The 26686-nt window shown below is 67.8% G+C and carries 26 protein-coding genes; 9 read left to right on the forward strand and 17 right to left on the reverse strand.

Annotated elements, in window-relative coordinates; all coding sequences use genetic code 11:
- Position 1 precedes the first annotated feature (1 nt).
- The 4 genes from DX914_RS18490 to DX914_RS18505 all read left to right on the forward strand — a co-directional run bounded on the left by DX914_RS18490 (position 2) and on the right by DX914_RS18505 (position 5992).
- Positions 2 to 1234 (forward strand): ABC transporter permease, encoded by a 1233-nt coding sequence (locus DX914_RS18490; protein WP_115861573.1) that lies wholly within the window; start codon positions 2 to 4, stop codon positions 1232 to 1234.
- 131 nt (positions 1235 to 1365) lie between these two features.
- Positions 1366 to 3186, forward strand: coding sequence for a DUF885 domain-containing protein (locus tag DX914_RS18495; RefSeq protein ID WP_196778961.1), 1821 nt, complete (start codon positions 1366 to 1368; stop codon positions 3184 to 3186).
- An 88-nt stretch (positions 3187 to 3274) separates the two neighbouring features.
- Positions 3275 to 4636, forward strand: a complete 1362-nt coding sequence (locus DX914_RS18500; RefSeq protein WP_115861575.1) for a sigma-54-dependent transcriptional regulator — start codon at positions 3275 to 3277, stop codon at positions 4634 to 4636.
- A 33-nt stretch (positions 4637 to 4669) separates the two neighbouring features.
- On the forward strand, positions 4670 to 5992 hold the full coding sequence (locus DX914_RS18505) for a sensor histidine kinase (protein WP_115861577.1): 1323 nt from the start codon (positions 4670 to 4672) through the stop codon (positions 5990 to 5992).
- Positions 5993 to 6155: 163 nt separating this feature from the next.
- Here the strand turns inward: DX914_RS18505 and glmU are convergent, their stop codons facing one another.
- Positions 6156 to 7529, reverse strand: a complete 1374-nt coding sequence (gene glmU / locus DX914_RS18510) for a bifunctional UDP-N-acetylglucosamine diphosphorylase/glucosamine-1-phosphate N-acetyltransferase GlmU (protein ID WP_115861579.1) — start codon at positions 7527 to 7529, stop codon at positions 6156 to 6158.
- 135 nt (positions 7530 to 7664) lie between these two features.
- Here glmU and DX914_RS18515 point away from each other — a divergent pair, with 135 nt between their 5' ends.
- Positions 7665 to 8048: a GtrA family protein gene (locus tag DX914_RS18515; protein ID WP_115861581.1), complete on the forward strand. Its 384-nt coding sequence runs from the start codon at positions 7665 to 7667 to the stop codon at positions 8046 to 8048.
- Between the two features lie 213 nt (positions 8049 to 8261).
- Here the strand turns inward: DX914_RS18515 and DX914_RS18520 are convergent, their stop codons facing one another.
- From DX914_RS18520 to DX914_RS18560, 9 genes are all read right to left on the reverse strand, one after another.
- Complete coding sequence (locus DX914_RS18520) at positions 8262 to 8687, reverse strand: F0F1 ATP synthase subunit epsilon (protein WP_115861583.1); 426 nt, start codon at positions 8685 to 8687, stop codon at positions 8262 to 8264.
- Positions 8688 to 8747: 60 nt separating this feature from the next.
- The gene (gene atpD / locus DX914_RS18525) at positions 8748 to 10175 is read right to left on the reverse strand and encodes a F0F1 ATP synthase subunit beta (RefSeq protein ID WP_115861585.1); all 1428 of its coding nucleotides are present in this window, start codon (positions 10173 to 10175) and stop codon (positions 8748 to 8750) included.
- A gap of 69 nt (positions 10176 to 10244) precedes the next feature.
- Positions 10245 to 11108 carry a F0F1 ATP synthase subunit gamma gene (atpG, locus tag DX914_RS18530; protein WP_115861587.1) on the reverse strand — a complete coding sequence of 288 codons (864 nt, stop codon included), beginning with the start codon at positions 11106 to 11108 and terminating at the stop codon, positions 10245 to 10247.
- 102 nt (positions 11109 to 11210) lie between these two features.
- Entirely contained in the window at positions 11211 to 12761 is a 1551-nt protein-coding gene (atpA, locus tag DX914_RS18535) for a F0F1 ATP synthase subunit alpha (RefSeq protein ID WP_115861589.1), read from the reverse strand.
- Between the two features lie 64 nt (positions 12762 to 12825).
- Positions 12826 to 13353, reverse strand: a complete 528-nt coding sequence (locus DX914_RS18540; protein ID WP_115861591.1) for a F0F1 ATP synthase subunit delta — start codon at positions 13351 to 13353, stop codon at positions 12826 to 12828.
- 41 nt (positions 13354 to 13394) lie between these two features.
- Positions 13395 to 13865 carry a F0F1 ATP synthase subunit B gene (locus tag DX914_RS18545; protein WP_115861593.1) on the reverse strand — a complete coding sequence of 157 codons (471 nt, stop codon included), beginning with the start codon at positions 13863 to 13865 and terminating at the stop codon, positions 13395 to 13397.
- A gap of 85 nt (positions 13866 to 13950) precedes the next feature.
- On the reverse strand, positions 13951 to 14253 hold the full coding sequence (atpE, locus tag DX914_RS18550; RefSeq protein ID WP_115861595.1) for a F0F1 ATP synthase subunit C: 303 nt from the start codon (positions 14251 to 14253) through the stop codon (positions 13951 to 13953).
- An 81-nt stretch (positions 14254 to 14334) separates the two neighbouring features.
- Positions 14335 to 15165 carry a F0F1 ATP synthase subunit A gene (atpB, locus tag DX914_RS18555; protein ID WP_115861711.1) on the reverse strand — a complete coding sequence of 277 codons (831 nt, stop codon included), beginning with the start codon at positions 15163 to 15165 and terminating at the stop codon, positions 14335 to 14337.
- 9 nt (positions 15166 to 15174) lie between these two features.
- Positions 15175 to 15546, reverse strand: coding sequence for a hypothetical protein (locus tag DX914_RS18560; protein WP_425480705.1), 372 nt, complete (start codon positions 15544 to 15546; stop codon positions 15175 to 15177).
- 335 nt (positions 15547 to 15881) lie between these two features.
- Here DX914_RS18560 and DX914_RS18565 point away from each other — a divergent pair, with 335 nt between their 5' ends.
- Both DX914_RS18565 and DX914_RS18570 read left to right on the forward strand, forming a co-directional pair.
- Positions 15882 to 16088 carry a DUF2061 domain-containing protein gene (locus tag DX914_RS18565; protein ID WP_115861597.1) on the forward strand — a complete coding sequence of 69 codons (207 nt, stop codon included), beginning with the start codon at positions 15882 to 15884 and terminating at the stop codon, positions 16086 to 16088.
- A 288-nt stretch (positions 16089 to 16376) separates the two neighbouring features.
- A complete protein-coding gene (locus DX914_RS18570; RefSeq protein WP_115861599.1) occupies positions 16377 to 17186 on the forward strand; it encodes a hypothetical protein in 810 nt (269 codons plus the stop codon).
- A gap of 315 nt (positions 17187 to 17501) precedes the next feature.
- Here DX914_RS18570 and lpdA read toward each other — a convergent pair whose 3' ends face one another.
- The 5 genes from lpdA to DX914_RS18595 form a co-directional block, all read right to left on the reverse strand.
- The gene (gene lpdA / locus DX914_RS18575; RefSeq protein ID WP_115861601.1) at positions 17502 to 19307 is read right to left on the reverse strand and encodes a dihydrolipoyl dehydrogenase; all 1806 of its coding nucleotides are present in this window, start codon (positions 19305 to 19307) and stop codon (positions 17502 to 17504) included.
- Complete coding sequence (locus DX914_RS18580; protein WP_115861603.1) at positions 19294 to 19932, reverse strand: hypothetical protein; 639 nt, start codon at positions 19930 to 19932, stop codon at positions 19294 to 19296. The genes lpdA and DX914_RS18580 overlap by 14 nt, the downstream gene beginning before the upstream one ends.
- A 97-nt stretch (positions 19933 to 20029) precedes the next feature.
- Positions 20030 to 20875 (reverse strand): signal peptidase I, encoded by an 846-nt coding sequence (gene lepB, locus DX914_RS18585; RefSeq protein ID WP_115861606.1) that lies wholly within the window; start codon positions 20873 to 20875, stop codon positions 20030 to 20032.
- Between the two features lie 63 nt (positions 20876 to 20938).
- On the reverse strand, positions 20939 to 22336 hold the full coding sequence (aceF, locus tag DX914_RS18590; protein ID WP_115861608.1) for a dihydrolipoyllysine-residue acetyltransferase: 1398 nt from the start codon (positions 22334 to 22336) through the stop codon (positions 20939 to 20941).
- A 138-nt stretch (positions 22337 to 22474) separates the two neighbouring features.
- Positions 22475 to 23254, reverse strand: coding sequence for a DUF2884 family protein (locus tag DX914_RS18595; RefSeq protein WP_115861610.1), 780 nt, complete (start codon positions 23252 to 23254; stop codon positions 22475 to 22477).
- Positions 23255 to 23769: 515 nt separating this feature from the next.
- Between DX914_RS18595 and DX914_RS18600 the strand changes: the two genes are divergently transcribed.
- Both DX914_RS18600 and DX914_RS18605 read left to right on the forward strand, forming a co-directional pair.
- Entirely contained in the window at positions 23770 to 24420 is a 651-nt protein-coding gene (locus DX914_RS18600) for an OmpW/AlkL family protein (RefSeq protein ID WP_115861612.1), read from the forward strand.
- Positions 24421 to 24536: 116 nt separating this feature from the next.
- Entirely contained in the window at positions 24537 to 25844 is a 1308-nt protein-coding gene (locus tag DX914_RS18605; RefSeq protein WP_115861614.1) for a Xaa-Pro dipeptidase, read from the forward strand.
- Positions 25845 to 25909: 65 nt separating this feature from the next.
- Here the strand turns inward: DX914_RS18605 and DX914_RS20125 are convergent, their stop codons facing one another.
- Together DX914_RS20125 and DX914_RS18610 are read right to left on the reverse strand one after the other, a co-directional pair.
- Positions 25910 to 26122, reverse strand: coding sequence for a hypothetical protein (locus DX914_RS20125; RefSeq protein ID WP_147300728.1), 213 nt, complete (start codon positions 26120 to 26122; stop codon positions 25910 to 25912).
- 113 nt (positions 26123 to 26235) lie between these two features.
- Entirely contained in the window at positions 26236 to 26679 is a 444-nt protein-coding gene (locus DX914_RS18610) for a DUF1801 domain-containing protein (RefSeq protein ID WP_115861616.1), read from the reverse strand.
- Between the last annotated feature and the right edge of the window lie 7 nt (positions 26680 to 26686).

Genomic DNA, 26686 nt, shown 5'->3' on the forward strand with positions numbered 1-26686 from the left:
CATGGAATTCCGTCCCATCCTGACCACCCTGCGTCGCCACAAGACCGCCGCCGCGCTGATTGTGTTCGAGATCGCGCTCAGCTGCGCCATCATCTGCAACGCCGTATTCCTGATCGGCAACCGCATCGAGATGATGAACCGCCCCAGCGGCCTGGCCGAGAACGAACTGGTGCGCGTGCAGCTGACCGGCATCAACAACAACGACGATGCCATGGCCATCACCCAGACCGACCTGGCCGCGCTGCGTGCGCTGCCGGGGGTCAAGGCGGCGGCCACCACCAACCAGGTCACCTTCGGCAGCTCGTCCTGGAACAGCGGGATCAGCCTCAAGAGCGGCCAGTCCTTTCCCAATCTCAGCGCCACCACGTATTTCGGCGGCGAGCAGTTGCTGGAAACCATGGGTGTGAACGTGATCGCCGGCCGCGGCTTCAGGGCCGACGAATTCGTCAATTTCGACGACTTCCAGAAGCCCGATTCCAAGGCCGCCATTCCGGCGGTGATCGTGAGCAAGGTCGTGGCCGACAAGCTGTTCCCCGGCGAGAACGCGGTGGGCAAGAGCATCTACAGCTGGGGCGACGAGCCCATGCGCATCGTCGGCGTGGTCGAACACCTGGCGCGCCCGAACAACCGCGGCGGCGCGGCCGAGTACGAGTATTCGGTGATCTTCCCGCTGCGGGTCAGCTACGAGACCGGCGGCAACTACCTGCTGCGCGTGGATCCGGACCGGCGCGAAGAGATCTTGAAGGCGGCGGTGGCCACGCTGGAAAAGAGTGGCCCCACCCGCATCATGCTCAGCGACCAGACCAAGACCCTGGAGCAGATGCGCAACGAGTTCTACCAGCAGGACCGCTCCATGGCGTGGTTGCTGGTGGCGGTGTGCGTCGCCCTGCTGGTGGTGACCGCGCTGGGCATCGTCGGCCTGGCCAGCTTCTGGGTCGCGCAGCGGACCAAGCAGATCGGCGTGCGCCGCGCCCTGGGCGCCACCCGCGGCCAGGTGCTGCGTTACTTCCAGACCGAGAACTTCCTGCTGGCCACGCTCGGCATCGTCATCGGCATGGTGCTGGCCTACGGCATCAACCAGGTGCTGATGAGCCATTACGAACTGCCGCGCCTGCCCGCGCTGTATCTGCCGCTGGGCGCGATCGCACTGTGGGCCCTGGGCCAGCTGTCGGTGCTGGGCCCGGCGCGCCGCGCCGCGGCGGTGCCGCCGGCGGTGGCGACGCGTTCGATCTGACCGCCGTCACTGACGCCGCGCGGGCGCACCGCGCATGCTAACGCTCTCTCCGAGTCGGTCCGACGCCCGTCCAGCCTCCGCGCTGGACGGGCCCGGGCCGGGTCGTCCCCGGATTTCGCCACGGAGCCCCCATGACGCTACGTCCTACCCTGCCCGCACTCGCGCTGGCCCTCACCCTGGCGATCGGCGCGGCGCATGCGGCCACACCTGCTCGCACCGCCGGCAGCGCTGCTGCCGCTGAGGATGCCAGCGCCAGCAAGCGCCAACTCGATGCCCTGCTCGACGAACACTGGCAGACCTTCCTGCGCGAAGCGCCGGAGCAGGCCAGCTTCTTCGGCGACTACCGCTACAACGACGCCTGGGGCGACTACTCGCTGGCCGAGGCCGACCGCCAGGCACGCGAGTTGGACGTATGGCTGACACGCTTTTCCAAGATCGACCCCGCCGGCCTGGCCGAGTCCGACCGCCTCAACCTGGAACTGATCCAGCGCCGCCTGCGCAGCGACCGCGAGTTCTACGCGCTGAAGCTGCACGAGATGCCGCTGGACCAGATGAACGGCCTGCACCTGCTGCTGCCGATCGTCGCCGGCGCGTTCCCGTTCAATAACGTGCAGCAGTACGACGAGTACATCACGCGCCTGCGCGCCATGCCCAAGCTGCTGGACCAGATCACCGAACGCGCGCGCCAAGGCGCCAAGGACGGTCTGATCCCGCCGCGCTACCTGCTGGAGAAGGTGGTCGCGCAGTGCGACGGCATCGCCGATCCGGCCGGCGCCGACAACGTCTTCGCCGCTTCGCTGCGGAAGTTCCCCGATGCCGTGCCCGCCGCCGAGCGCGAGCGCATCCGCAAGGCCATGCTGGCCGCCATCGACGAGCAGGTGCGGCCGGCGTTCCGCAAGCTTTCGCAGTTCGTCGCCGAGGAATACGCGCCGCAGGGCCGCGAGCAACTGGGCATCTGGTCGCTGCCGCAGGGCGAAAAGCTCTACGCCTACCTGATCCGCCAGCAGGCCTCGACCTCGATGAGCGCCGAGCAGATCCACCAGTTGGGCCTGGCCGAGGTGGCGCGGATCGAGCGCACCCAGGCCGAGATCGCACGCAAGCTCGGCTACGCCGACCTGAAGGCGATGCGCGCAGCCGTGCGCACCGATCCCAAGCAGCACGCGCAGTCGCGCGAGCAGATCCTGGAGCTGTACCGCAAGTACGTGACCCAGATGGAGCCGCGCCTGCCGGAGCTGTTCGGGCTGCTGCCCAAGACCTCGGTGGAAGTGCACGCGATCGAGCCCTATCGCGAGAAGTCGGCCTCCGCCGCCGGCTACATGCCCGGCACGCCCGACGGCTCGCGCCCGGGCATGATCACCGTCAACACCAGCCAGCCCACCCAGCGCCTGCTGATGCCGATCGAAGCCATCGCCTACCACGAGGGCATCCCCGGCCATCACCTGCAGAACTCCATCACCCGCGCCCTGCCCGAGCTGCCGCCGTTCCGCCGCCTGATCGGCGAGATCGCCTACATCGAGGGTTGGGGCCTGTACTCCGAGCGCCTGGGCAAGGAACTGGGCTTCTACCAGGACCCGTACAGCGAATTCGGCCGGCTGGCGCAGGAACTGGTGCGCGCCAACCGCCTGGTGCTGGACACCGGCGTGCACCACAAGCGCTGGACGCGCGAGCAGATGGTGAGCTGGTACCGCGAGCATTCCGATTCGGACGAGCCCAACATCCAGGCCGAAGTCGACCGTTACATCGCCAACCCGGGCCAGGCGCTGGCGTACAAGATCGGCGAGTTGAAGATCGTGGAGCTGCGCGAGCGCGCGCAGCGCAAGCTCGGCGAGCGCTTCGACATCCGTGCCTTCCACGACCAGGTGCTGGGCGGCGGCGCGCTGCCGCTGGACGTGCTGGAAAGCCGCGTCGACGCCTGGATCGCCCAGCAAGCGGGCGCGGCGAAGGGCGCCTGACGGTCAGCGCGCGCGCTGCGGCGCTGGCTATACTGCCGCCGCAGCGCACGCGCCACGCGCGTCGCCCACACCCCGATCCGGAGCTTTGATGCGCACCGTCCTGGTGATCGACGACAACCCCGCGGTCGCGACCGCGCTGGACCTGCTGTTCGGCCTGCGCGAGATCCGCGTGCTCACCGCGCAATCGCCCGAAGAAGGCCTGAGTGCGCTGGAGCGCGAGGACGTGGGCCTGGTCATCCAGGACATGAACTTCACCGCCGACACCACCTCCGGCGAGGAAGGCGTGGCCCTGTTCCGCGACATCCGCGCGCGCCACCCCGACCTGCCCATCATCCTGCTCACCGCCTGGACCCACCTGGACATCGCGGTGGACCTGGCCAAGGCCGGCGCCGCCGACTACCTGGCCAAACCCTGGGACGATCAGAAACTGCTGGCCAGCGTGGAAAACCTGCTGGAGCTGTCGGCCAGTACCCGCGAGGTCGCGCGCCTGCACGACCAGCGCCGCCGCGCACAGCGCGAACTGGAATCGCGCTACGACCTGCGCGGCCTGGTGTTCGCCTCCGATGCGATGGCGCGGGTGATCGAACTGGCCGGCCAAGTGGCCCGCGCCGACGTGCCGGTGCTGATCACCGGGCCCAACGGCGCCGGCAAGGAGAAGATCGCCGAACTGGTGCAGGCCAACTCCGCGGTCAAGAACGGGCCCTTCGTGACCCTCAACTGCGGCGCCCTGCCCTCGGAGCTGATCGAAGCCGAGCTGTTCGGCGCCGACGCCGGCGCCTACACCGGCGCGAGCAAGGCGCGCGAAGGCAAGTTCGAAGCCGCCGACGGCGGCACCCTGTTCCTGGACGAGATCGGCAACCTGCCGCTGGCCGGGCAAATGAAATTGTTGCGCGTGCTCGAGACCGGCCGCTTCGAGCGCCTGGGCTCCAACCGCGAACGCCAGGTCAAAGTGCGGGTGATCAGCGCGACCAATGCCGACCTGCCGGCGATGATCCGCGACGGCCGCTTCCGCGAAGACCTGTACTACCGCCTCAACACCATCCAGATCCACCTGCCGCCGCTGGGCGAGCGGCCGGACGACGTGCTGCCGCTGGCGCGCAAGTTCCTGCGCGAAATGGCGCCCGACGGCGGCAAGCGCCTGGGCGAAGACGCCGAACGTGCGCTGGTCGCGCATCCCTGGCCCGGCAACGTGCGCGAGCTGCGCAACACCTTGCAGCGCGCGGTGCTGCTGGCGCGTGGCGACAGCATCGCCGTCGCCGACCTGGGTTTGCCGGCGGCGTCCGCATCGGCCGCGCACGCGTCGAGCGGTGGCGACGAGCCCGACCGCGCCGCGATCGAGGCCGCGCTGGAACGCGCCGGCGGCGTGCTCGCGCAGGCCGCCAGCGAACTGGGCCTGTCGCGGCAGGCCTTGTACCGCCGGCTCGACCGGCTCGGCATCAAACGGGATTAACGGCGCGCTCGCGCTCGCCGACAGGAGACCATCATGCGCTGGCTGCAACGCCTGCCCCTGAGTCTGATCTACGGTGCGATCGCCGCCGCCTATCTGGTGGTGGGCGCGGCGCTGGCGGTGTGGCTGGCCACCCTGCTGCCGCAACCGTGGATGGGCGCGGCGCTGGCCGCGGCGCTGCTGCTGCCGCTGCTGGTCTACCACGTGCGCCGTGCGTTCGCGCCGATGAACTCGCTGTTCCGTGCCCTGGCCGGCAGCGTGGCCAGCTACCGCGACGGCGACTACAGCTTCGGCCTGTCCTGGAACGGCAAGGGCGACCTGGGCGAACTGGTCGCCAGCCATAATCTGCTGGGCGAAGCCTTGCGCGAACAGCGCCTGACCCTGGTGCAGCGCGAACTGCTGCTGGACACCATGGTCCAGAACACGCCGGTGGCGATGCTGCTGGTCGACCCCAGCCGCCGCATCGTGCATGCGAATCTGGCTGCGCGGAAGATGCTGGGCGAAGGCCGGCGCCTGGAAGGCCAGTCGTTCGAGGAACTGCTCATGCGTGCGCCCGAGCCGGTGCGCGAGGCCTTCGAACGCGGCGGCGATGGCATGTTCACCGTCGGCGACGAGGACAACGAGGACATCTACCACTTGGCGCGGCGCCTGTTCCGCCTCAACGGCCGCCATCACGAACTGGTGCTGCTGCGCCAGCTCACCGCCGAGCTGCGGCGGCAGGAAGTGCAGACCTGGAAGAAGGTGATCCGGGTCATCAGCCACGAGCTCAACAATTCGCTGGCGCCGATCGCCTCGCTCGCCCATTCCGGCGCCGAGCTGGTGCGGCGCGGCCAGTACGACAAGCTGCCCACCGCGCTGAACACCATCGAGGAACGCGCGCGCCATCTGGAAGGCTTCATCCGCGACTACGCGCGTTTCGCCAAGCTGCCGGCGCCGCGGCTGGAAGCGGTGGAGTGGTCGCGCTTCCTGGCCCAGCTGCGCAGCCAGGTCGACTTCGTCTACGACGGCCGCGCCGCGCGCGGCCAGGAAGGCGTGGCGCGCTTCGACGCGGCGCAGATGGAGCAGAGCCTGCTCAACCTGCTCAAGAACGCGCACGAGTCCGGCTCCAAGCCCGAAGACGTGCACCTGGTGCTGCGGCGCACGCCCACGGCCTGGCGCATCGACGTGCTCGACCGCGGCACCGGCATGAACGACGCGGTGCTGGCCAACGCGCTGCTGCCGTTCTATTCGACCAAGCGCAACGGCACCGGCCTGGGTCTGGCGCTGGCGCGCGAGATCGCGGAGGCGCACGGCGGGCGCATCGCGCTGCTCAACCGCGAAGGCGGAGGGCTGTGCGTGTCGATGCTGATTCCGGACTGACCCAGCCCCCCTCTTCTTAAGTTCCCCCCTTTGAAAATGGGGGCTAGGAGGGATTTGCTGTTGCTGTTGCTTAGATCAACGGCAAAAGCCAAAGCCAAAGCAAATCCCCCCTAACCCCCTTTTTCAAAGGGGGGAACTGGGAAAGGGGAGAATGAGAGTTAACTCAGCTCTTGGGCTTCTTCACCGGCCGCTTCCACCCATCCACCGTGCTCTGCCGCGCGCGCGCAACGGTGAGCTTGCCGGCCGGCGCGTCCTTGCCGATCACCGAGCCGGCGCCGATGGTCGCGCCTTCGCCTATGGTCACCGGCGCCACCAGCGAAGAGTTTGAACCGATGAAGGCGCTGTCGCCGATGGTGGTGGTGGACTTGTTCACGCCGTCGTAGTTGCAGGTGATGGTGCCGGCGCCGATGTTGACGCCGCTGCCGATCACCGCATCGCCCAGATAGGCCAGATGGTTGGCCTTGCTGGTCACGCCCAGGCGCGCGTTCTTGGTTTCGACGAAGTTGCCGATATGCACGCCGTCGGCCAGCACCGTGCCGGGGCGCAGGCGCGCGTAGGGGCCGATGTGGGCCGCGCCCTCCACCACCACGCCGTCCAGATCGCAGTGCGCGCGCACCTCGGTGCCCGGGCCCAGCTTGACGTCCTTGAGTCGGCAGAACGGGCCGATGCGCACGCCGTCGGCCAGCTCCACCCGGCCTTCGAACACCACGTCCACGTCGATCTCCACGTCGCGGCCCACCGTGACTTCGCCGCGCTGGTCGTAGCGGTTCGGGTCGGCCAGGCGCGCGCCCTGCACGCAGACCGCGCGCGCGGCGCGGCGCTGGAACGCGCGCTCCATCTGCGCCAGCTGCCAGGGGTCGTTGACGCCTTCGACCTCGATCGGATCGCTCACGTGCACCATCTCGGCCGCGCTGAATTCGGCCGCGGCCGCGGCGAACACGTCGGTGAGGTAGTACTCGCCCTGGGCATTGTCGTTGCCCAGGTGCTGCAGCCAGCGCCGCAGCGGTTCGCCGTCGACGACCAGGATGCCGGTGTTGACGGTGCGGATCTGGCGCTGCTCCTCGTCGGCGTCCTTGTGCTCGACGATCTGACCGACGCGGCCTTCGGCATCGCGCAGGATGCGGCCGTAGCCAGTGGGATCGGCCAGGTCGGCCACCAGCACTGCCAAGCGGCCCGGCGCGGCGAGCAGGCGGCGCAAGGTGTCGGCGGTGATCAGCGGCACGTCGCCGTAGAGCACCAGCACGCGCGCGTCCTGCGGCACGCCGGGCATGGCCTGCTGCACGGCGTGGCCGGTGCCCAGGCGCTGCGTCTGTTCGGCCCAGTGCAGATCGGTCTGCTCGGCGAAGGCCGCGCGTACCTGCTCGCCGCCATGACCGTAGACCACGTGGATGCCGGCCGAGTCCAGCGCGCGCGCGGTGTCGATGACGTGCGCGAGCATCGGCCGTCCGCCGACTTTCTGCAGCACCTTGGCGGTGTCGGACTTCATGCGCTTGCCCTCGCCGGCGGCGAGGATGACGACATGCAAAGGGGCGGCCATGCGGACTCCAGGAGACGGTTGCGCGTTCAGTAAGCAGTGATTCTAGCCGCGGCGGCCCTGCTAGGATGCGGCGGTGCCCCATCCCCCCGCGCTCCCCCGCCGCCATCGCCCCCTGCCCGCGCGGAGCGGCGCCCGATGAGCCTGAGCCGGCAGGGCCGCCACTACCTGATCATCGGCCTGATCCAGTGGCTGCTGGACTGGGGCGTGATGGTCGCGCTCAGCCACTCCGGCATGCCGGTGGAGCCGGCCAACATCGCCGGCCGCGTCAGCGGCGCGCTGCTGGGGTTCTGGCTCAACGGCCGCATCACCTTCGCCGGCGACGACACCAAGATCGGCCGGCGCCAGTTCGGCCGCTTCCTGGGCATGTGGATCGCGACCACGCTGGCCAGCACCTGGGCCATGGGCGCGATCGACGACGCGGTGGGCCTGCAGTGGACCTGGCTGGCCAAGCCGGCGGTGGAACTGATGCTGGGGGGTATCGGGTTCTTGCTGTCGCGGCATTGGATTTATCGGCGCTGAGGGGGCCTCGGCGTACAGGATTGCGCCGGCCATGGGATATGGCGGTCGCGGCTCGCGCCGCTCCTACCCCAAAGCAGCCGATCCGCACTGTAGGAGCTGCGCGAGCTGCGACAGCGACACCACGACGGCCGTTGCGATTCCGCTGCGCAGACAACCGAAACGAAAAACGCCGGCACTGGGCCGGCGTTTCGTGGGCGACGCTTGCGCGCTCGCTCAGTGCTTCATGTTCTTGCGCAGGCGCTCCAGCGCCTGCAGCTGGGCCATGGCCTGGGCCAGCTGGGCCTGGGCCTCGGCCACGTCCATCTGCGGGCCGCGGTTGGCCAGCATGCGCTCGGCTTCTTCCTTGGCGGCGCGCACGGCGGCCTCGTCGATGTCCTGGGCGCGGATCGCGGTGTCGGCCAGCACGGTGACCACCTGCGGCTGCACTTCCAGGATGCCGCCGGACACGGCGAAATCCAGGTGTTCGCCGCTGGGCAGGGTCACCACGACCTTACCGGGCTTGAGCCGGGTGATCAGCGGCGCGTGGCGCGGCGCGATGCCGAGCTCGCCGATTTCACCGGTGGCGACCAGCATCGTCGCCTCGCCGTGGAAGATCTCTTCCTCGGCGCTGACGATGTCGCAACGGAAAGTGGTTGCCATAAGAAAACGCCTCTATTCATTGTCCCCCTCTCCCGCAGCGCGGGAGAGGAAACCGCGGTATCAGCCCACGCCCATCTTCTTGGCCTTCTCGACCGCTTCTTCGATGCCGCCGACCATGTAGAACGCCTGCTCCGGCAGGTGGTCGTACTCGCCTTCGACGATGCCCTTGAAGCCGCGGATGGTGTCCTTCAGCGACACGTACTTGCCGGGGGCGCCGGTGAACACTTCGGCCACGTGGAACGGCTGCGAGAAGAAGCGCTCGATCTTGCGCGCGCGGGCCACGGCGGTCTTGTCTTCTTCCGACAGCTCGTCCATGCCCAGGATCGCGATGATGTCCTTGAGCTCCTTGTACTTCTGCAGGGTCGACTGCACGCGACGGGCGGTGTCGTAGTGCTCGGCGCCGACCACGTTCGGGTCGAGCTGCCGCGAGGTCGAGTCCAGCGGGTCCACGGCCGGGTAGATGCCCAGCGAGGCGATGTTACGGCTCAGCACGACGGTGGCGTCGAGGTGGGCGAAGGTGGTCGCCGGCGACGGGTCGGTCAGGTCGTCCGCGGGCACGTACACGGCCTGGATCGAGGTGATCGAACCGGTCTTGGTCGAGGTGATGCGCTCCTGCAGCACGCCCATTTCCTCGGCCAGGGTCGGCTGGTAGCCCACCGCCGACGGCATGCGGCCCAGCAGCGCCGACACTTCGGTACCGGCCAGGGTGTAGCGGTAGATGTTGTCGACGAAGAACAGCACGTCGCGGCCCTTGCCGTTGGCGTCCTTCTCGTCGCGGAAGTACTCGGCCATGGTCAGGCCGGTCAGCGCCACGCGCAGACGGTTGCCCGGCGGCTCGTTCATCTGGCCGTACACCATCGCCACCTTCGACTTCGACAGGTCTTCCTGCACGATGACGTTGGCGTCGGACATTTCGTGATAGAAGTCGTTGCCTTCGCGGGTACGCTCGCCCACGCCGGCGAACACCGACAGACCCGAATGCTCGGTCGCGATGTTGTTGATCAGCTCGAGCATGTTCACGGTCTTGCCCACGCCGGCGCCGCCGAACAGGCCGACCTTACCGCCCTTGGCGAAGGGGCACATCAGGTCGATGACCTTGATGCCGGTTTCCAGCAGCTCGTTGCCCGAGGACTGGTCGGCGTAGTCGGGAGCGGAGCGGTGGATTTCCCAATGCTCCTTGGCCTCGACCGGGCCGCGCTCGTCGATCGGCTCGCCGAGCACGTTCATGATGCGGCCCAGGGTGGCGGTGCCGACCGGCACGGCCACGGCGCGACCGGTGTTGGTGGCGATCAGGTTGCGCTTCAGGCCGTCGGTGGAGCCCAGCGCGATCGCGCGGACCACGCCGTCGCCGAGCTGCTGCTGCACTTCGAGCGTGATGGCGGTGTTTTCCACCTTCAGCGCGTCGTACACCTTCGGCACCGACTCGCGCGGAAACTCGACGTCGACGACCGCACCGATGATCTGAACGATCTTGCCCTGGCTGCTCATCTTTGATTCCTCAGTAACTTTTAATGCTGCTCGTGGTCGCGGGCCCTGCGGCCGCGCCCACCGGATGGGTTAGACCGCCGCGGCGCCGCCGACGATTTCGGAGATTTCCTGGGTGATCGCAGCCTGGCGGGCCTTGTTGTAGACCAGGTTCAGCGTGCCGATCAGCTTGGTCGCGTTGTCGCTGGCGGCCTTCATCGCCACCATGCGCGCGGCATGCTCGGAGGCCACGTTTTCCAGCACCGCCTGGTACACCAGCGACTCGATGTAGCGGGTCAGCACGTGGTCCAGCACGGTCTGCGCGTCGGGCTCGTAGATGTAGTCCCAGTCGTGCTTGGCGACCTGCGTCTCCGGTTCCGGCAGCGGCAGCAGCTGATCGAACGCCGCGCGCTGGGTCATGGTGTTGACGAAGTCGTTGTAGCAGACGAACACGCGGTCCACGCTGCCGGCGCTGTAGGCGTCCAGCACGACCTTGATCACGCCGATCAGCTGTTCCAGGTGCGGCTGGTCGCCCAGGTGGGTGACCGAGGCCAGCATGTTGACCTTGATCCGGCGGAAGAACACCGACGCCTTCTGGCCGATGGTGACCACGTCGACCTCGACGCCCTGCTCCTGCCACTTGCGGAACTCGCCCAGCAGCTTGCGGAACAGGTTGTTGTTGAGGCCGCCGGCCAGACCGCGGTCGGAAGACACGATCACGTAGCCGACGCGCTTCACGTCCTTGCGCTCGACCATGTACGGATGGCGGTAGTCGGCGTTGGCCTGGGCCAGGTGGCCGATCACCTGCTTGATCACGCGCGCGTAGGGGCGCGAGACCTTCATCCGGTCCTGCGCCTTGCGGATCTTGGAAGCCGAGACCATTTCGAGCGCGCGCGTCACCTTGCGGGTGTTCTGCACGCTCTTGATCTTGGTTTTGATTTCGCGTCCGCCTGCCATCTCTTCGCTCGCTTGTTCGCTTCGTGGGTTAGGAAAGGGTGGTCCGGTGACGGGGCGCCGGAACCGCCGAAAGCGGCCCCGCGTCCGTGTCCGGTCGCCGGCTTACCAGGTCCCGGTCTGCTTGAACTCTTCGATGCCCTTCTTGAAGGCGCCTTCGATCTCGTCGTTCCAGTCGCCCGTCGAGTTGATCTTGTTGACCAGCTCGCCGGCGGTGTTGACGAAATGCGCGTGCAGCGCGTCTTCGAACACGCCGATCTTCGACACCGGCACGTCGTCCATGTAGCCCTTGTCGACCGCGTAGATCGACAGCGACTGCAGCGCGATCGGCATCGGCGCGTACTGCTTCTGCTTCATCAGTTCGGTCACGCGCTGGCCGCGCTCGAGCTGCTTGCGGGTGGCTTCGTCCAGGTCGGAGGCGAACTGGGCGAACGCCGCCAGCTCGCGGTACTGCGCCAGGGCGATACGGATGCCGCCGGACAGCTTCTTCACGATCTTGGTCTGCGCGGCGCCACCGACGCGCGACACCGAGATACCGGCGTTCACGGCCGGGCGGATGCCGGCGTTGAACAGGTCGGTTTCCAGGAAGATCTGGCCATCGGTGATCGAGATCACGTTGGTCGGTACGAACGCCGAGACGTCGCCGGCCTGGGTCTCGATGATCGGCAGCGCGGTCAGCGAGCCGGTCTTGCCCTTCACTTCGCCGTTGGTGAACTTTTCGACGTAGTCCTCGTTCACGCGCGCGGCGCGCTCGAGCAGGCGGCTGTGCAGGTAGAACACGTCGCCCGGGTAGGCTTCGCGGCCCGGCGGACGGCGCAGCAGCAGCGAGATCTGGCGGTAGGCCACGGCCTGCTTGGACAGATCGTCGTACACGATCAGCGCGTCTTCGCCGCGGTCGAGGAAGAACTCGCCCATGGTGCAGCCCGAGTAGGCGCTGATGTACTGCATGGCAGCCGATTCCGACGCGGTCGCGGCGACCACGATGGTGTGGGCCAGGGCGCCGTTCTCTTCCAGCTTGCGCACCACGTTGGCGATCGAGCTGGCCTTCTGGCCGATCGCGACGTAGATGCACTTAATGCCGGTGCCCTTCTGATTGATGATGGCGTCGATGGCCATCGCGGTCTTGCCGGTCTGGCGGTCGCCGATGATCAGCTCGCGCTGGCCGCGGCCGATCGGAATCATGGCGTCGACCGACTTGTAACCGGTCTGCACCGGCTGGTCGACCGACTTGCGCCACAGCACGCCCGGAGCCACGCGCTCCACCGGAGCGGTCAGGGTCGCGGCGATCGGGCCCTTGCCGTCGATCGGCTCGCCCAGCGCGTTGACCACGCGGCCGAGCAGCTCGCGGCCGACCGGCACTTCCAGAATGCGGGCGGTGGTCTTGGCCACGTCGCCTTCGCGCAGGTGCTCGTAGTCGCCCAGGACCACGGCGCCGACCGAGTCGCGCTCCAGGTTCAGGGCCAGCGCGAACGTGTTGTTCGGCAGCTCGATCATTTCGCCCTGCATCACGTCGGCCAGGCCGTGGATGCGCACGATGCCGTCGGACACCGAGGTGACCGTGCCTTCGTTGCGCGCCTCGGCGGCCAGCTTGACCTTCTCGATGCGGGTCTTGATCAGTTCGCTGATTTCGGACGGGTTGAGCTGGGTGCTTGCCATGGGTGGTTCCCTTGTGCCCGACGCGGACGCCGGATTTGCATTTGATTTCGTGTCTGGATGCCGATCAGCCCGCCAAGGCGGTCTGCAGGCGCGCGAGCTTGCCCTTGAGCGAGCCGTCGATCACCACGTCGCCGGCGTCGATCACCGCGCCGCCGATCAGCGAAGCGTCGACCGCGGTCTCGAGTTCGACTTCGCGGCCGAAGCGCTTCTTCAGCGCGGCCTTGATCGACTCGAGTTCGGCGGCCGGCAGCTCGCTGGCGGCGGTGACGCGCGCCTTGACGATGCGTTCGACTTCCGCGCGCAGTTCCTCGAACAGGCCCGCGATCTCGGGCAGCAGGCCCAGGCGGCGGTTGTCCGCGAGCACGCCGAGGAAGCGCAGGAAGGCTTCGTCGGCGCCGTCGATCGCGATCAGGCCGACCGCCTGGTCGGCGCTCAGGCGCGGATGCGACAGCACGGCCTGCGCCTGCGGATCGGCGGCGACGCGCGCGGCGAAGGCGAGCGCCTGCGACCATGCGGCGGAACGGCCGCCGTCGCGCGACAGCGAGAACGCGGCGCGGGCGTACGGGCGGGCGAGTGTGAGGTTCTGGCTCATCAGCTTATGGCTATCCGATCAGTCGTTCGCGTCGCTGGCCGTTACAGCTGCGCGGCCAGATCGTCGAGCAGCGCCTTGTGGGCGTTGGCGTCGATCTCGCGCTTGAGCAGCTTCTCGGCGCCGCTGACGGCCAGCGTGGACACCTGCTTGCGCAGGTCTTCGCGGGCACGGGTGGCGGCAGCGGCGATTTCGGCGTCGGCCAGCGCCTTTTGGCGGGTGGCTTCGACGACGGCGTCGGTCTTGGCCTGATCGACGATCTGATTGGCGCGCTGATGCGCCTGCTCGATGATCTCGTTGGCCTTGGCGCGCGCTTCGCGGAGTTCCGCGTCCACGCGTTCCTGCACCTGCACCAGGTCCTTCTGGCTGCGCTCGGCAGCGGCCAGACCTTCGGCAATCTTGTGTTGACGTTCTTCGATCGCCTTGTTCAGGGGCGGCCAAATGAACTTCATCGTGAACCAGATCAGGATCACGAACGTGATCATCTGGCCGAAGAAGGTCATGTTGAGATTCATGACAGCTCCGATAGGACGCTGCGGGCGGTAAAGCCCGGGAGAGCCGTCCGCGTCAACGGACGGCTCCGTGGATCGACTGCGCTACTTAGTGAGCGGCAGCGGCGGCCGGAGCGGCGGCGGCGGCGGACTGCACCGCGCCCAGCAGCGGGTTGCCGAACGCGAACAGCAGGCCGACGGCCAGCGCGATGATGAACGCCGCGTCGATCAGGCCGGCCAGCAGGAACATACGGCCCTGCAGCATCGGCACCAGCTCCGGCTGACGGGCAGCCGACTCAAGGAACTTCGAGCCCATCAGCGCGATGCCGAGGCACGCACCGATCGCGCCGAGGCCGACCATCATGCCGATCGCGATCGCGGTCAGGCCCTGCACATTGGCGATGAATTCCATGGTTTTCTCCTACTGAAACGTTTGGGTTTGACTAACAGGTGAGGTGATGCGGAAAGGGTGAAGCTAAAACTGGAACGCGGGTCAGTGACTCTCGTACGCGCCGGCGATGTAGACGACGGTGAGAATCATGAAGATGAAGGCCTGCAGCAGCACGATCAGGATGTGGAACAGCGCCCAGGCGGCGTTGAAGATCACGCCCGGCACGAACATCAGCAGGCCGCCGCCCAGCAGGCCGGCGATGAGCATGAACACCAGCTCGCCGCCGTACATGTTGCCGAACAGTCGCATGGCCAGGCTGACCGGCTTGACCAGGTACTCGATCACGTTCAGACCCAGGTTGGCCGGAGCCAGCGCCAGCTTGGCGCCGGTGCTGTGCGCGTGGAACGGCGCGGTCAGCAGCTCCTTGCCGAAGCCGAAGCCGCCCTTGGCCTTGATCGAGTGCCACAGGATCAGGAAGAACACGACGGTCGACAGCGCCAGCGTGGTGTTGAGGTCGGCCGTGGGAACCCAGCGGAAGTAGGTGTGCTGCGCGACCTCGGCGCCGGCGGTGGCCTTGACCACCCAGCCCGGCAGGTCCAGCGGCAGCAGGTCCATGCCGTTCATCAGCACGACCCACATGAAGATGGTCAGCGCCAGCGGCGTGATCGAACGGCGATCGCCGTGGAAACTGTCCTTCACCTGGCCGTCGATGAACTCCAGGATGATTTCGACGAAGGCCTGGCCCTTGGACGGCACGCCCGCGGTGGCCTTGCGCGCGAAGAACGCGAACCAGCCGATGAAGAACAGGCCCAGGACCAGCGACACCGCCCAGGTGTCGATGTGGAACGCGCCGCCGCCCAGCTCGATGGTGTTCTGCTGGAGGTGGTGCTGGATGTATTCGTTCAGGCCGCCCGAACCGGTCTGTTCACTCACGAAAGACACCTATCGATTCTTCAAAAGATGGGCCAGTACGAACGCCAGCGTCGCCGCGAGCACCCCGACCAGCATTGGCAGCGGGGGCAAACGCATCCCGGCCAGTCCCAGCCCGAGCACCGCGAACACCACCACCCATTTCACTACGACCCCGAGCAGCAACCGCCCCATGGCCATGCCGGCCGGCTGCACGCCGCCCCCCAGCGCCAACAGGGCCGCCAGGAAGCTGCCCGCGAAGACCGCGCCGCCGCCCACCGCCGCCGCAAGCGCGTAGCGCGCACCGAGGGGGAGGAAGGCCAGCGCGGTCAGCGCCGTCGCGCCGCCTTGCCAAGCAATCGCGCGCGACGCCAGCCGGCGGCCCGTGGACAAAGGATCGTGCACGCGGAGCTCGTCGGTCTGGGGTAGGCGCAAAGCGCCCGGTAGAGCCGCAAAAGTATAGAACGCGCTCGCGATCCGGGCAACCGCCGCCCGTCACGTCGGCGCCCGGCCGCGGGAGCCGGCGGCGGGGGCAGCGGGAGCGTCTTGCGTCCATGGCCCGCACTATGCCGGCTCGCCGTAGGTCATTGAATTACCTGGGAGGTTAAGTCGCCGGCATGAGATCGGAGCGACGCCTAGCAACGATAGATCGCGGCTATGACAAGCACAGCGCCTATCGATTTGACTTACGTCGAGACAGGCGTACAGTTGAGAACAATTCTCATTTACCGAGGTGCGCCGTGGCCAAAACCGTCAGCTTTGCCTGCGTGCATTTTTCCGTCGCTTTCCTGGTGGGGTACTTGATGACCGGCAGCGTCTGGGTCGGCGGCGCCCTGGCCATGGTCGAGCCGGCCTGCAATACCGTGGCTTTCCATTTCCACGAGAAGATCTGGAAGCGGATCGAGAGCCGCCGCGCGCAGGCCACGACCGTAGCCGCGGCGACCTGAAATCCGCGCGGAACCTTTTCCGCCGGACCCGGTCTGTCCTTAGGAACGCCCGCCGCCACTCTCTCCTCGTCAATGGCAAAGCAGCGGTGGGCTCCCCGAAGCCCCGGCCCCGTGCGCCGGGGCTTCGCCTTTTGTGAGCCGCGTCACCGTTTGGCGATCGCAGCCGTTTAATCGGACGATTCAAACGCGCGCTTTCACGATGGTTCCACCCTTGCTTGGGCATTAGTTGAGTACGCCGTGCACATCCGTTGTGCCGTGCCGCTCATCCCCCGCATTGGAGTGCGATTCGTGAATCCCAAAACCCTGCCCCTGACGCTCGCGCTGGCCGCGATCGGCGTCGCCTACGCTTTACCCGCGCAAGCCATCGAAGACGATCGTTTCACCCTGCGCCTGGGCGCGATGCAAGTGGACGCGCAGAGCGAACTGCGCGGCAGCACCCTGTTCGGCGGCCAGCCGTTCGAGTTCAGCGAAGACTTCGACTTCGGCGGCGACGAAGTGGTGCCGCGCCTGGAAGGCCAGTTCCGCTTCGGCGACCGCCACCGCTTCCTGTTCAACTACTTCGGCTACGACAAGGACCGCCGCGCGACGCTGGGCCAGGACCTGTCCTACGACAACATCACCATTCCCGCCGGCAGCTTCGCCAAGGCCAAGGCCAAGTTCGAACTGGCCAGCGCGGTGTACGACTACGCGGTGGTGGAAACCGACACCGTGAGCCTGGGCCTGCAGTTGGGCATCGAGTACGCCAAGCTGGAGGGCAAGCTCTACGCCGAAGCCGGCGCCAACACCTACGAGTCGCGCTCCAGCGACGACGGCTACGCGCCGGTGGTGGGCGCACGATTGACCGTCGCGCCGAACGAGCATTGGCGTTTCGTCGCCCAGGGCCAGTATCTGGATGCCGGTTGGGGCAACTTCGACGACTACGAGGGCGACCTGAGCCGCGCCAACGCGCTGGTGGAGTACCGCTTCACCGAGAATGTGGGCGTGTTCTTGGGCTACGACTGGTTCAAGCTCGACGTGGAGCGCAGCGGCAGCGATGGCGTGCTGGGCGTGGATCAGCGCTTCAAGGGGCCGATGGCGGGTGTGACGCTGGCGTTTTGAGGGCGGCCCTCACCCCAACCCCTCTCCCGTGAACGGGAGAGGGCCAAGAGCAGCAGCGACGTTCTTGATTCCCTCTCCCGCTTGCGGGAGAGGGCTAGGGTGAGGGAGTGAGCGCGCAGCGCGAATGCCGTTGATCTGCGGCTGAGAGTTCGCGGTCGCAGCTTGCGCAGTTCCCACGGTGAGCGGACTCGGATTTCGTCCTAGTTTGGATTCGCGGTCGCGGCTTAGGCCGCTCCTACCCCAGAGCAAAGCAAAGCGCAGGAACGCAGAAGCCGGCGCTTGGCGCCGGCTTCCGTGGGTGCCACCGCGAAGCGATCAGGCCTTCTTCTTCGGGATGTACAGATCCGTGATCGTGCCGTCGAAGACTTCGGCGGCCATGCCCACCGACTCGCTCAGGGTCGGATGCGGATGGATGGTGTGGCCGATGTCGGCGACCTCGCAGCCCATCTCGATCGCCAGCGCCACTTCGGTGATCAGGTCGCCCGCGTGCACGCCGACGATGCCGCCGCCGACGATGCGATGGGTGGCCTCGTCGAAGATCAGCTTGGTGAAGCCCTCGGTGCGGCCCAGGCCGATCGCGCGGCCGCTGGCGGCCCACGGGAACTTGCCTACGCCCACCTTCAGACCCTTGGCCTTGGCTTCGGTCTCGGTCACGCCGACCCAGGCGATTTCCGGATCGGTGTAGGCCACCGACGGAATCACCCGCGCCACCCACTCCTTCTTCTCGCCCGCCGCCACTTCCGCGGCCAGCTTGCCTTCATGGGTGGCCTTGTGCGCGAGCATCGGGTTACCGACCAAATCGCCGATGGCGAAGATGTGCGGCACGTTGGTGCGCATCTGCCGGTCGACCGGAATGAAACCGCGATCGGTTACCTGCACGCCGGCCTGGTCGGCGCCGATCTTGCCGCCGTTGGGCGCGCGGCCCACGGCCACCAGCACGCGGTCGTACACGCCCGATGCCAATGCCGGCGTCTTGCCGGCCTCGGCGCTTTCGAACGAGACCTGGATGCCTTCCTTCAGCGCTTCGGTCGCCGCGGCCTTGGTCTTCAGATGCACGGCCACGCCCTGCTTCTTCAGGCGGTCGGCCAGCGGCTTGACCAGATCCGGGTCCGCGCCCGGCATCAGCTGGTCCATGAACTCGACCACAGTGACGTCGCTGCCCAGCGCGCGGTATACGGTGGCCATTTCCAAGCCGATGATGCCGCCGCCGACGACCAGCAACTGCTTGGGCACGTCGGCCAGTTCGAGCGCGTCGGTGGAATCCATGACGCGCTTGTCGTCCCAGGGGAAATTGCCGAGCTTCACCGCCTGCGAACCGGCGGCGATGATGCACTGCTCGAAGCGGATCAGCTGGGTGCCGGACTCGCCCTGCACTTCCAATTCGTTGGCCGACACGAAGCGGCCGGTGCCGGTGACGGTGCGCACCTTGCGCTGCTTGGCCATGCCCGCCAGGCCCTTGGTCAGCTGGCCGACGACCTTTTCCTTGTACTTGCGCAGCGCGTCCAGATCGATCGTGGGCTTGCCGAAGCTCACGCCGTAGTCGCTGGCGTGCTCGGCTTCGTCGATCACCGCGGCGGCGTGCAGCAATGCCTTGGACGGAATGCAGCCGACGTTGAGGCAGACGCCGCCAAGGCTGGCGTAGCGCTCCACCAGCACCGTATCCAGGCCCAGGTCGGCGGCGCGGAACGCGGCGGTGTAGCCGCCGGGGCCGGAGCCGAGCACCAGCATGCGGCACTCCACATCGGCCTTGCGGCCGCTGGCGGACGCTGCCGTCGGCGCGGGCGTTGCGGTGGCAGGCGGCTTGGGCGCTTCGGCCGCAGCGGGCTTGGCGGCTGCGGCGGCGGGCTTGGGCGCTTCGGCGGGCGCAGCGGCTTCCGACGCGCCTTCCGATTCAAGAATCGCGATCACCGCGCCTTCGGCGACCTTGTCGCCGATCTTGACGCTGATCGACTTGACCACGCCGTCGGCCGAGGACGGCACTTCCATCGTCGCCTTGTCCGATTCCAGCGTGACCAGACCCTGGTCCTTCTTGACCGTGTCGCCTACCGCGACCAGCAACTCGATGACGGGTACGCCGTCGTAGTCGCCGATGTCCGGCACCTTGACTTCAATCGTTGCCATTGACCTCTCCCGCGCCGCCGGCAGCGTTGCCGGCCAGCCATAGTTCCAGTTCCGCCAGCGAAGCGGCCAATTGATTCCAGCGTCGCGCACGCCGCTCATCGCCATCGTCGGTGGCTTCGATCAGCAAATCGTTCTGCCGCATCAGCAGTTCGCCGGCGCCGCAGTCCGGGCGCAGCCCGCTCACACGCAGGTCGCCGGCGACGAACAGCAGGGTGTCGGCGTCGTGGAAGCCCGCGGCGCGGTCGGCCGGCACCGACGCGGCCAGCGCGCGCTGCCAGTCGGCGACCAGGCGCCTGGCCAGCGCCGCCGGCATCGGCACCTCGTTCACGTCCGGCTCCTGGTCCACGCGCATGCGCAGCGCGCCACCGCTCCAGGAGGCCACGCGGTCCTCGGCCTCGGCATAACGCAGGCGCCAATCGCCCTCGCCTTCGCCGGGAATCAGCACCAGGCCGCTCTCGGCGCTATAGCGCGGCAGCGTGGTCAGGCTCAGCGCCGCCGTGGCGCCGCCGGCGAACAAGCGCTCCACCGCCTGGCCGTGGTTCTCGGTGGCCGGCGGCCAACCGCGGCCGAGTTCGGGCTTGCACTCGTCCTCGGCGGCGTGTGCGAGCGGGGCTGCCAGTAGCAATGCGACCAATGCGATCGCACAGGCAAAAGTTCTAGGCACAAGCATGTCGCTCATCGGCGCTGACGCCTCCAAAGTTCGTTGTCGGGTTGCATGCGGATCATGGAGAGCCGCCAGGCTGACCGGAAGCTTTCGACGCATAAACCGGCGGCGCCAGCCCGCCAATGCGCTCCATCTGCAGCGGGCGTTCGCGAGAGGGCAGAAACGATAGCCAGATCGCGTTGATCTTTCCCGTGAGCTGGTCACGCGAGTAGGGCCCTTGGTAACGGCTGTCGTCGCTATTGGGCCGGTTGTCGCCGAGGATGAAATAGCTATCCGCATCCAAGGTCAGGCTCAGCGGCGCGGCAGGATCTTGCTCCGGTGACTGGATCGCGTAGCGCTCGTTCAGCGCCATGCCATCGATCCGGACCTGGCCGCCACGGACCTCGATAGTTTCCCCGGGAAGGCCGATCAAGCGGCCCACCCAGGTTTGCTGCGGCGTTGAATGCGGTCTGTACGTAACCACATCGCCACGCGATAGCTGGCGCAAGCTCTGCGGGCGCGTGTCCACCACGACGAAATCGCCGGGACTCAAGCTGGAAGACATGCTTCGCGACGGGATCCGGAAGATTTCGTACCCTAGCAACTCGCCGCGATTGGGCGCCCACAGCATGCCCGGAGCGGCGCAGACCAGCCCGATCCATAGATAGTGGTACCAGCGGTTGTACCAGCGCGCGCTGTACGACTGCGGCCGTTTCCATGCCAGCCAAAAGGGATAGAAGGTGGCGACGAAGCCCAGCGCGAGTATGACGAGCATGATCGCGTAATAACCCGGCACGATCTGGATGGCGCCGGACCACCCTCCCGCAACCAACACCAAAAACGTTCCCAGCAAAAAGGCGATGCCCAACCGCAGCCTGCCCACATAGGCGAACGCGACAACCGGAGTGAGCACGCCGAACAGCAACGCCAGCCAGGGTCGGCGAGGCCTTTGGTATGCGGGCGCTGCGACGTTCAAGGGCCGGCCCGTTTACAGCAGCACGCGCCGCATGTCGCCCAGCAACTGGCCGAGGTATGCGGTGAAGCGGGCGGCGGCGGCGCCGTCGATGACGCGGTGGTCGTAGGACAGCGACAACGGCAGGACCAGGCGCGGGGCGAACTGCTTGCCGACCCACACCGGCTTGGTCGCCGACTTGGACACGCCCAGGATCGCGACTTCCGGCGCGTTGACGATGGGCGTGAACGCGGTGCCGCCGATGCCGCCCAGCGAGCTGATCGAGAAGCAGCCGCCGCTCATGTCGGCCGGGCCGAGCTTGCCGTCGCGCGCCTTGGCGGCGAGCTCGCCGGTTTCCCTGGCGATCTGCAGCACGCCCTTCTTGTCGCAGTCGCGCACCACCGGCACGACCAGGCCGTTCGGGGTGTCGGCGGCGAAGCCGATGTGGAAGTACTTCTTGAGGGTCAGGTTCTCGCCGCTGGCGTCGAGCGAGGCGTTGAAGGTCGGGAACTTCTGCAGGGCCGCGACCGAGGCCTTCATCAGGAAGGCGAGCATGGTCAGCTTGATCCCGGCCTTTTCGTTTTCCTTGTTCAGCGCCACACGCAGCGCTTCCAGGTCGGTGATGTCGGCATCGTCGTGCTGGGTGACGTGCGGGATCATCGCCCAGTTGCGCGCCAGGTTGGCGCCGGAGAGCTTCTGGATGCGGGTCAGCGGCTTGGTTTCGATCTCGCCGAACTTGGCGAAGTCGACCTTGGGCCAGGGCAGCAGGTTCAGTCCGCCGCCCAGCGCGGGCGCGCCTGCCGCGGCGGGCGCGCCGCCACCGCCCTGCATCACGCCCTTGACGAAGGACTGCACGTCTTCCTTGGAAATACGGCCGCCGCGCGCGCTGCCGCTGACGCGCGACAGGTCCACGCCGAGCTCGCGCGCGAACAGGCGCACCGCCGGGCTGGCGTAGGGCACCTTGTCGGGCATGAGCTCGTCGGCGGTAAACGCCACCGGCGGGGTACGCGGCGGCATCGCCTCGGGGTCGGTGCCGGCGTTGGCGCCGGCCAGCGCGGTCGGGGCGGCGGCCGGAGCAGCGGGTGCGGCCGGTGCAGGCGCGGCGGCAGGTGCCGGAGCGGGCGCCTCGGCCTTGGGCGCGGGCGCGGCCGGAGCGGCAGCCGCCGGAGCGGGCGCGGCGGCCGCGGCGCCGTCGGCGGGCTCGATCAGGGCCACCAGGCTGCCCTCGGCCAGCTGATCGCCGATCTTGACCTTGAGCTCGCGCACTACGCCGGCGAACGGCGCCGGCACTTCCATCGTCGCCTTATCGGACTCCAGCGTGACCAGGCCCTGGTCCTGCTGCACCGTGTCGCCGACGGCGACCAGCAGTTCGATGACGGGGACGCCGTCGTAGTCGCCGATGTCGGGGACGCGTGCTTCCTTCAGCTCAGCCATGATCGTGGGGCTCCGCAAATGCGCGAAAACCCTATTGTGCGGGCTGGAGCCAGCCACGCCAACCGCACCTTCCAGCTAATGGCGACCCACGCCCGGGTACAGTGCCCGCACGCTGGCGCGGCCCTGCGGCGGCCGCGCTCAGTCCTTGCCGGCTTTGCCGGTCCTGGCCTTGGCGTAGAGCAGATTCAGGGGCTTGCCGTTGATACGCAGCTCCAGCGCATCGTCCAGGCGGTCCAGCTCGACCATGCGCTGGCACAGGCTTTCGGCGCGGCGCTCCAGGGCGTCGGCGCGCGGTTTGACCCTGGCCTCGATCTGGGCGTCCAAGTTCTCCAGCCGGCGCAGGCGGGTCTCGTCGCCGCTGAAGGCCGCGCCGATGGCGCCGCCGACGATGTCGCCGATCAGGCTGGGAATGACTTCACCCACCGCCTCGCCGATGCCATCGCCCAGTTCTTCGGTGTTGAAGCGGTTGGGGGTGACCGAGCGCGCCAGGCGCGCGTCGATCTGCGCGCGGGCCTTTGCCAGCTTGGCCTGCACGGCCTTGGGGTCGCTGCTGATGCCGGCGGCGACCTCGCCCAGGGCGGTGAAGGCGATCTCGGCGGCCTCGCGGCCGATCAGCTGGGCCTCGGGCATGGCCGCGCGGGTCTGGCGTTCGAATTCGGACAGGCGCTGGCTGTCGGCCGAGCTCAGGCTCAGCCATTTGTCGTCGACGAACAGCCGGCCCTGGCGCATGACGATGGCCTTGGGCGTGCCGCTGTCGCGGGTGAAGATCACGCTGCGCTCGTTGAGGCTGAGCTCGTAATCGCTTTCGATGTTGCACTCGATCTCGGCCGCCGCGGCCGCGCCGCAGCACAGCGCCAAGGCGCTCAGCGCCAGCAGGCGCGCAGAAACGGAACGGCCGGTGCGGACGGGGTGCGGCATCGTCTGGCTCCATGACGGGACGGCGCCATGATGCCGCGCCCGCGCGCCGCCGTCCCCTGCCGATGGGGAGCGTGACCTTCGTCATGCGGCCAGGCCGGCAGGCCAGCGCCGTTCATCGCCGGTTGCGTCGCGAACGGAGCCGATTTGGCGAAGATTTCCACAGTGAGCGGGCGTCTCGTGCGCTTCCGCGACCGCCATGCTTGAACGACGGTTCAGGCGGGCTTTGCGCGCGGCGCATGAGCCGCTAAGCCCGTGCCGACGCGCTTACGCCGCTGCCTCGTCGGCTCACCATGCAGCGTCCGTCGCGCATGCACACGCGGCGCGCGGCGCCGAAATCGCGCGCTTCAAAGTCGGTTCATGCATGCCCAATGCCGCCTGCGCTGCGCAGGCATGCGCAGCGCGACGGAAGTTCCGCAAGCCGCGGATCGCGAACCAAGCAGGGTTCATGCACGCCGTCCTAGCCTGCGCACGCCTCCCCCAAGGCACCTACAAGAAGACATATAGGAGTCCACACCATGATGCGCTTCCGTCATTTGACCCTGGCCGTACTGGCCACCCTGGCCGTTGCCCCGGCCGCCTTCGCTCAGGATGCGACTACCGATACGGGCAGCGCCGCCGGCAAGCGTTTCGCCGTCGTTGGCGGCTACGCGCTGTCGGAGCCGACCAAGAACCCGTCGATCGCGGGCGGTCGCGCCCAGGCCGACGGCGACGGCGCCGCCACCCTGAGCGCCAGCTACTACATCACCGACAACATCGCGGTCGAAGCCTGGGGCGCGGCCGACAAGTTCGGTCATCGCGTCAACCTCAACGGCGCCAAGGCCGGCAGCGTGCAGGCGCAGCCCTACGCGGTGAGCGGCCAGTACCACTTCGGCACGCCGGACCAGACCGTACGCCCGTTCGTGGGCCTGGGCTACTACGAGGCCAACTACAGCGGCGAGCAGGCCGAACCGGCCGGCGCGCTGGCCGGCCAACGCATCGGCGTGGAAACCGCCAAGGGCGCCATGGCCACCGCCGGCGTCGACCTCAACATCACCCCGACCTGGTTCGCCCGCGCCGACGTGCGCTACATGCAGGGCAAGTCCGACGCCCGCCTCAACGGCGTCAAGGTCGGCGAGGCCGAGTTGAACCCGGTGGTGCTGGGCGTGGGCCTGGGCGCGCGCTTCTAAGCACCCGACCGCTCGACGCCGCGATACAGGCGGGCCCCGGCGACGGGGCCCGCCTTTTTCATGCGCGCGCGCGGCTGGCTACACTCGGCGCTCGATCCCCGCTGCGAGTGCCGCCGATGCGCCTGCCCGTCCTGCTAGCCCTGCTGTTGTTGGCCCTGCCCACGCATGCCGCGGACGCGCCCGCCGCGCCCAAGCGCATAGCCGTGCGCGCGGCCAAGCTCATCGACACCGCCCAGCAACGGGTGATCGAACGACCGCTGGTGCTGGTGGAAGGCGAGCGCATCGTCTCGGTGGCCGCCGGCGGCGAAGCGCCGGCCGGCGTGGACGTCATCGACCTGGGCACGGCCACGCTGATGCCGGGCTTCATCGACCTGCACGTACACATCACCGGCGACCCCACCAGCGGCAGCGGCAACTACTACGAGGACATCCTCAAGCGCAGCCCGATCGACGAGGCGGTGACCGCGCACGTCTACGCCCAGCGCACTCTGCGCGCGGGCTTCACCACGGTGCGCAACGTGGGCTCGGGCGAATACATCGACGTGGCGCTGGCGCGCGCGATCGAGCACGGCAAGCTGCAGGGCCCGCGCATCCTGCCCTCGGGCCTGGCCATCGGCGCCACCGGCGGCCATATCGACGGCAACACCGGTTTTTCGCCCTACCTGGAATTCCACAACGCCACCGGAGTGGCCGACGGCGTGGAAGCGGTACGGGCCAAGGTGCGCGACAACGTCAAGCACGGCGCCGAGGTGATCAAGTTCATGGCCGGCGCCGGCGTGCTCAGCGCCGAAGCTTCGGTGGGCGCGCCGCAGTACACCCAGGAGGAGATGAACGCGATCGTCGACGAGTCGCACCGCTGGGGCAAGCGCGTGGCGGCGCACGCGCACGGCGCCGAGGCGATCCGCATGGCGATCCTGGCCGGGGTGGATTCGGTGGAGCACGCCAGTTTCATCGACGACGAGGGCCTGCGCCTGGCCAAGCAGAAAGGCACCTGGCTGGTGATGGACGTCTACAACGACGATTACATCCTGGCCGAGTATACCCGCCTGGGCTTTCCGCAGCAGATGATCGACAAGGAAAAGCTGGTCGGCCGTACCCAGCGCGAGAGCTTCCGCCGCGCGGTGCGCGCGGGCGTGCGCCTGGGCTACGGCACGGACGCGGGTGTGTATCCGCACGGCGACAACCGCAAGCAGTTCCCGAAGATGGTCGAGTGGGGCATGACGCCGATGCAGGCGTTGCGCGCGGCGACCTCGGACGCGGCGCAGCTGCTGGGCTGGGAGGACAAGGTGGGATCGGTGGCGGCGGGGCGCTACGCGGATCTGGTGGCGGTGTCGGGGGATCCGCTGGCGGACATCCATGCCTTGGATGCGGCGCCGGTGTTCGTGATGAAGGGGGGTGAGGTGGTGGTGGGGGATGGGCGCTGAAGCTTTGATTGCTCCTGAGTTTTCTTAGGGCCAACGGCAACAGCTTCCGTCCGCAAGCGGCCGGGTCACTTTCTTTTGATAAGCGTCAAAAGAAAGTAACCAAAAAAAACGCTGCGCCAGAGCTCCCTTGCGAGATCGGAGCGTGCGCGGGGATTTTCCGATCGGGCCTCCTGCCCGAGCGGAAAACGGCGCACGTCCTGTGCGCCGCCCTCCGGGTCTTCATTTCGTGCTGCGAGTTCGGTGGCCGAGCGATGGTCAAGAGCATTCGCTGCGCTCACCCCCTCACCCTAGCCCTCTCCCGTTAGCGGGAGAGGGGACACATTCGAAACCGCTTGTGCTTTAGCCCCTCTCCCGCTTGCGGGAGAGGGGTTGGGGTGAGGGCCGCCACGCCTCAGCGCCGGCTGGCCTCGTACAAGGCGATGTAGTCCTCTACCGGCGTGGACGCGATGATCTTGCCGACCTCGTCCTGCAGCAGCCCGTCCAGCGACTTGAAGCGCAGGCAGCTCTTGCCCATGTCCAGTTTCATGCCGGCGCGCGCATAGGCCGCGCGTAGCTGCTGTTCGCTAGTGGAGTCGGCATAGACGCAATTGAGATAAAGCGAATACGCGTTCTTCTGCGCAGCCAGAGCCGCGTAGCTCAGCGGCTGCTTGTTGTAGGTGACCGGGTAGCGCGACAGCGGGATGACCCAGCCGATCATGCCGTAGGCCATCTCTTCGACGTAGCCGGGCGGCAGATGGGCGTTGACCAGGTCGCGTACCGCGGCGACCACGGCGCGGCGCTCGGGCGGCAGTTCGGCCAGGTAGGCGGCGACGGTGGTGGCGCGGCTGCTGGCCATCGGGCGT

This window comes from Lysobacter silvisoli (assembly GCF_003382365.1).
GTDB lineage: Bacteria > Pseudomonadota > Gammaproteobacteria > Xanthomonadales > Xanthomonadaceae > Lysobacter > Lysobacter silvisoli.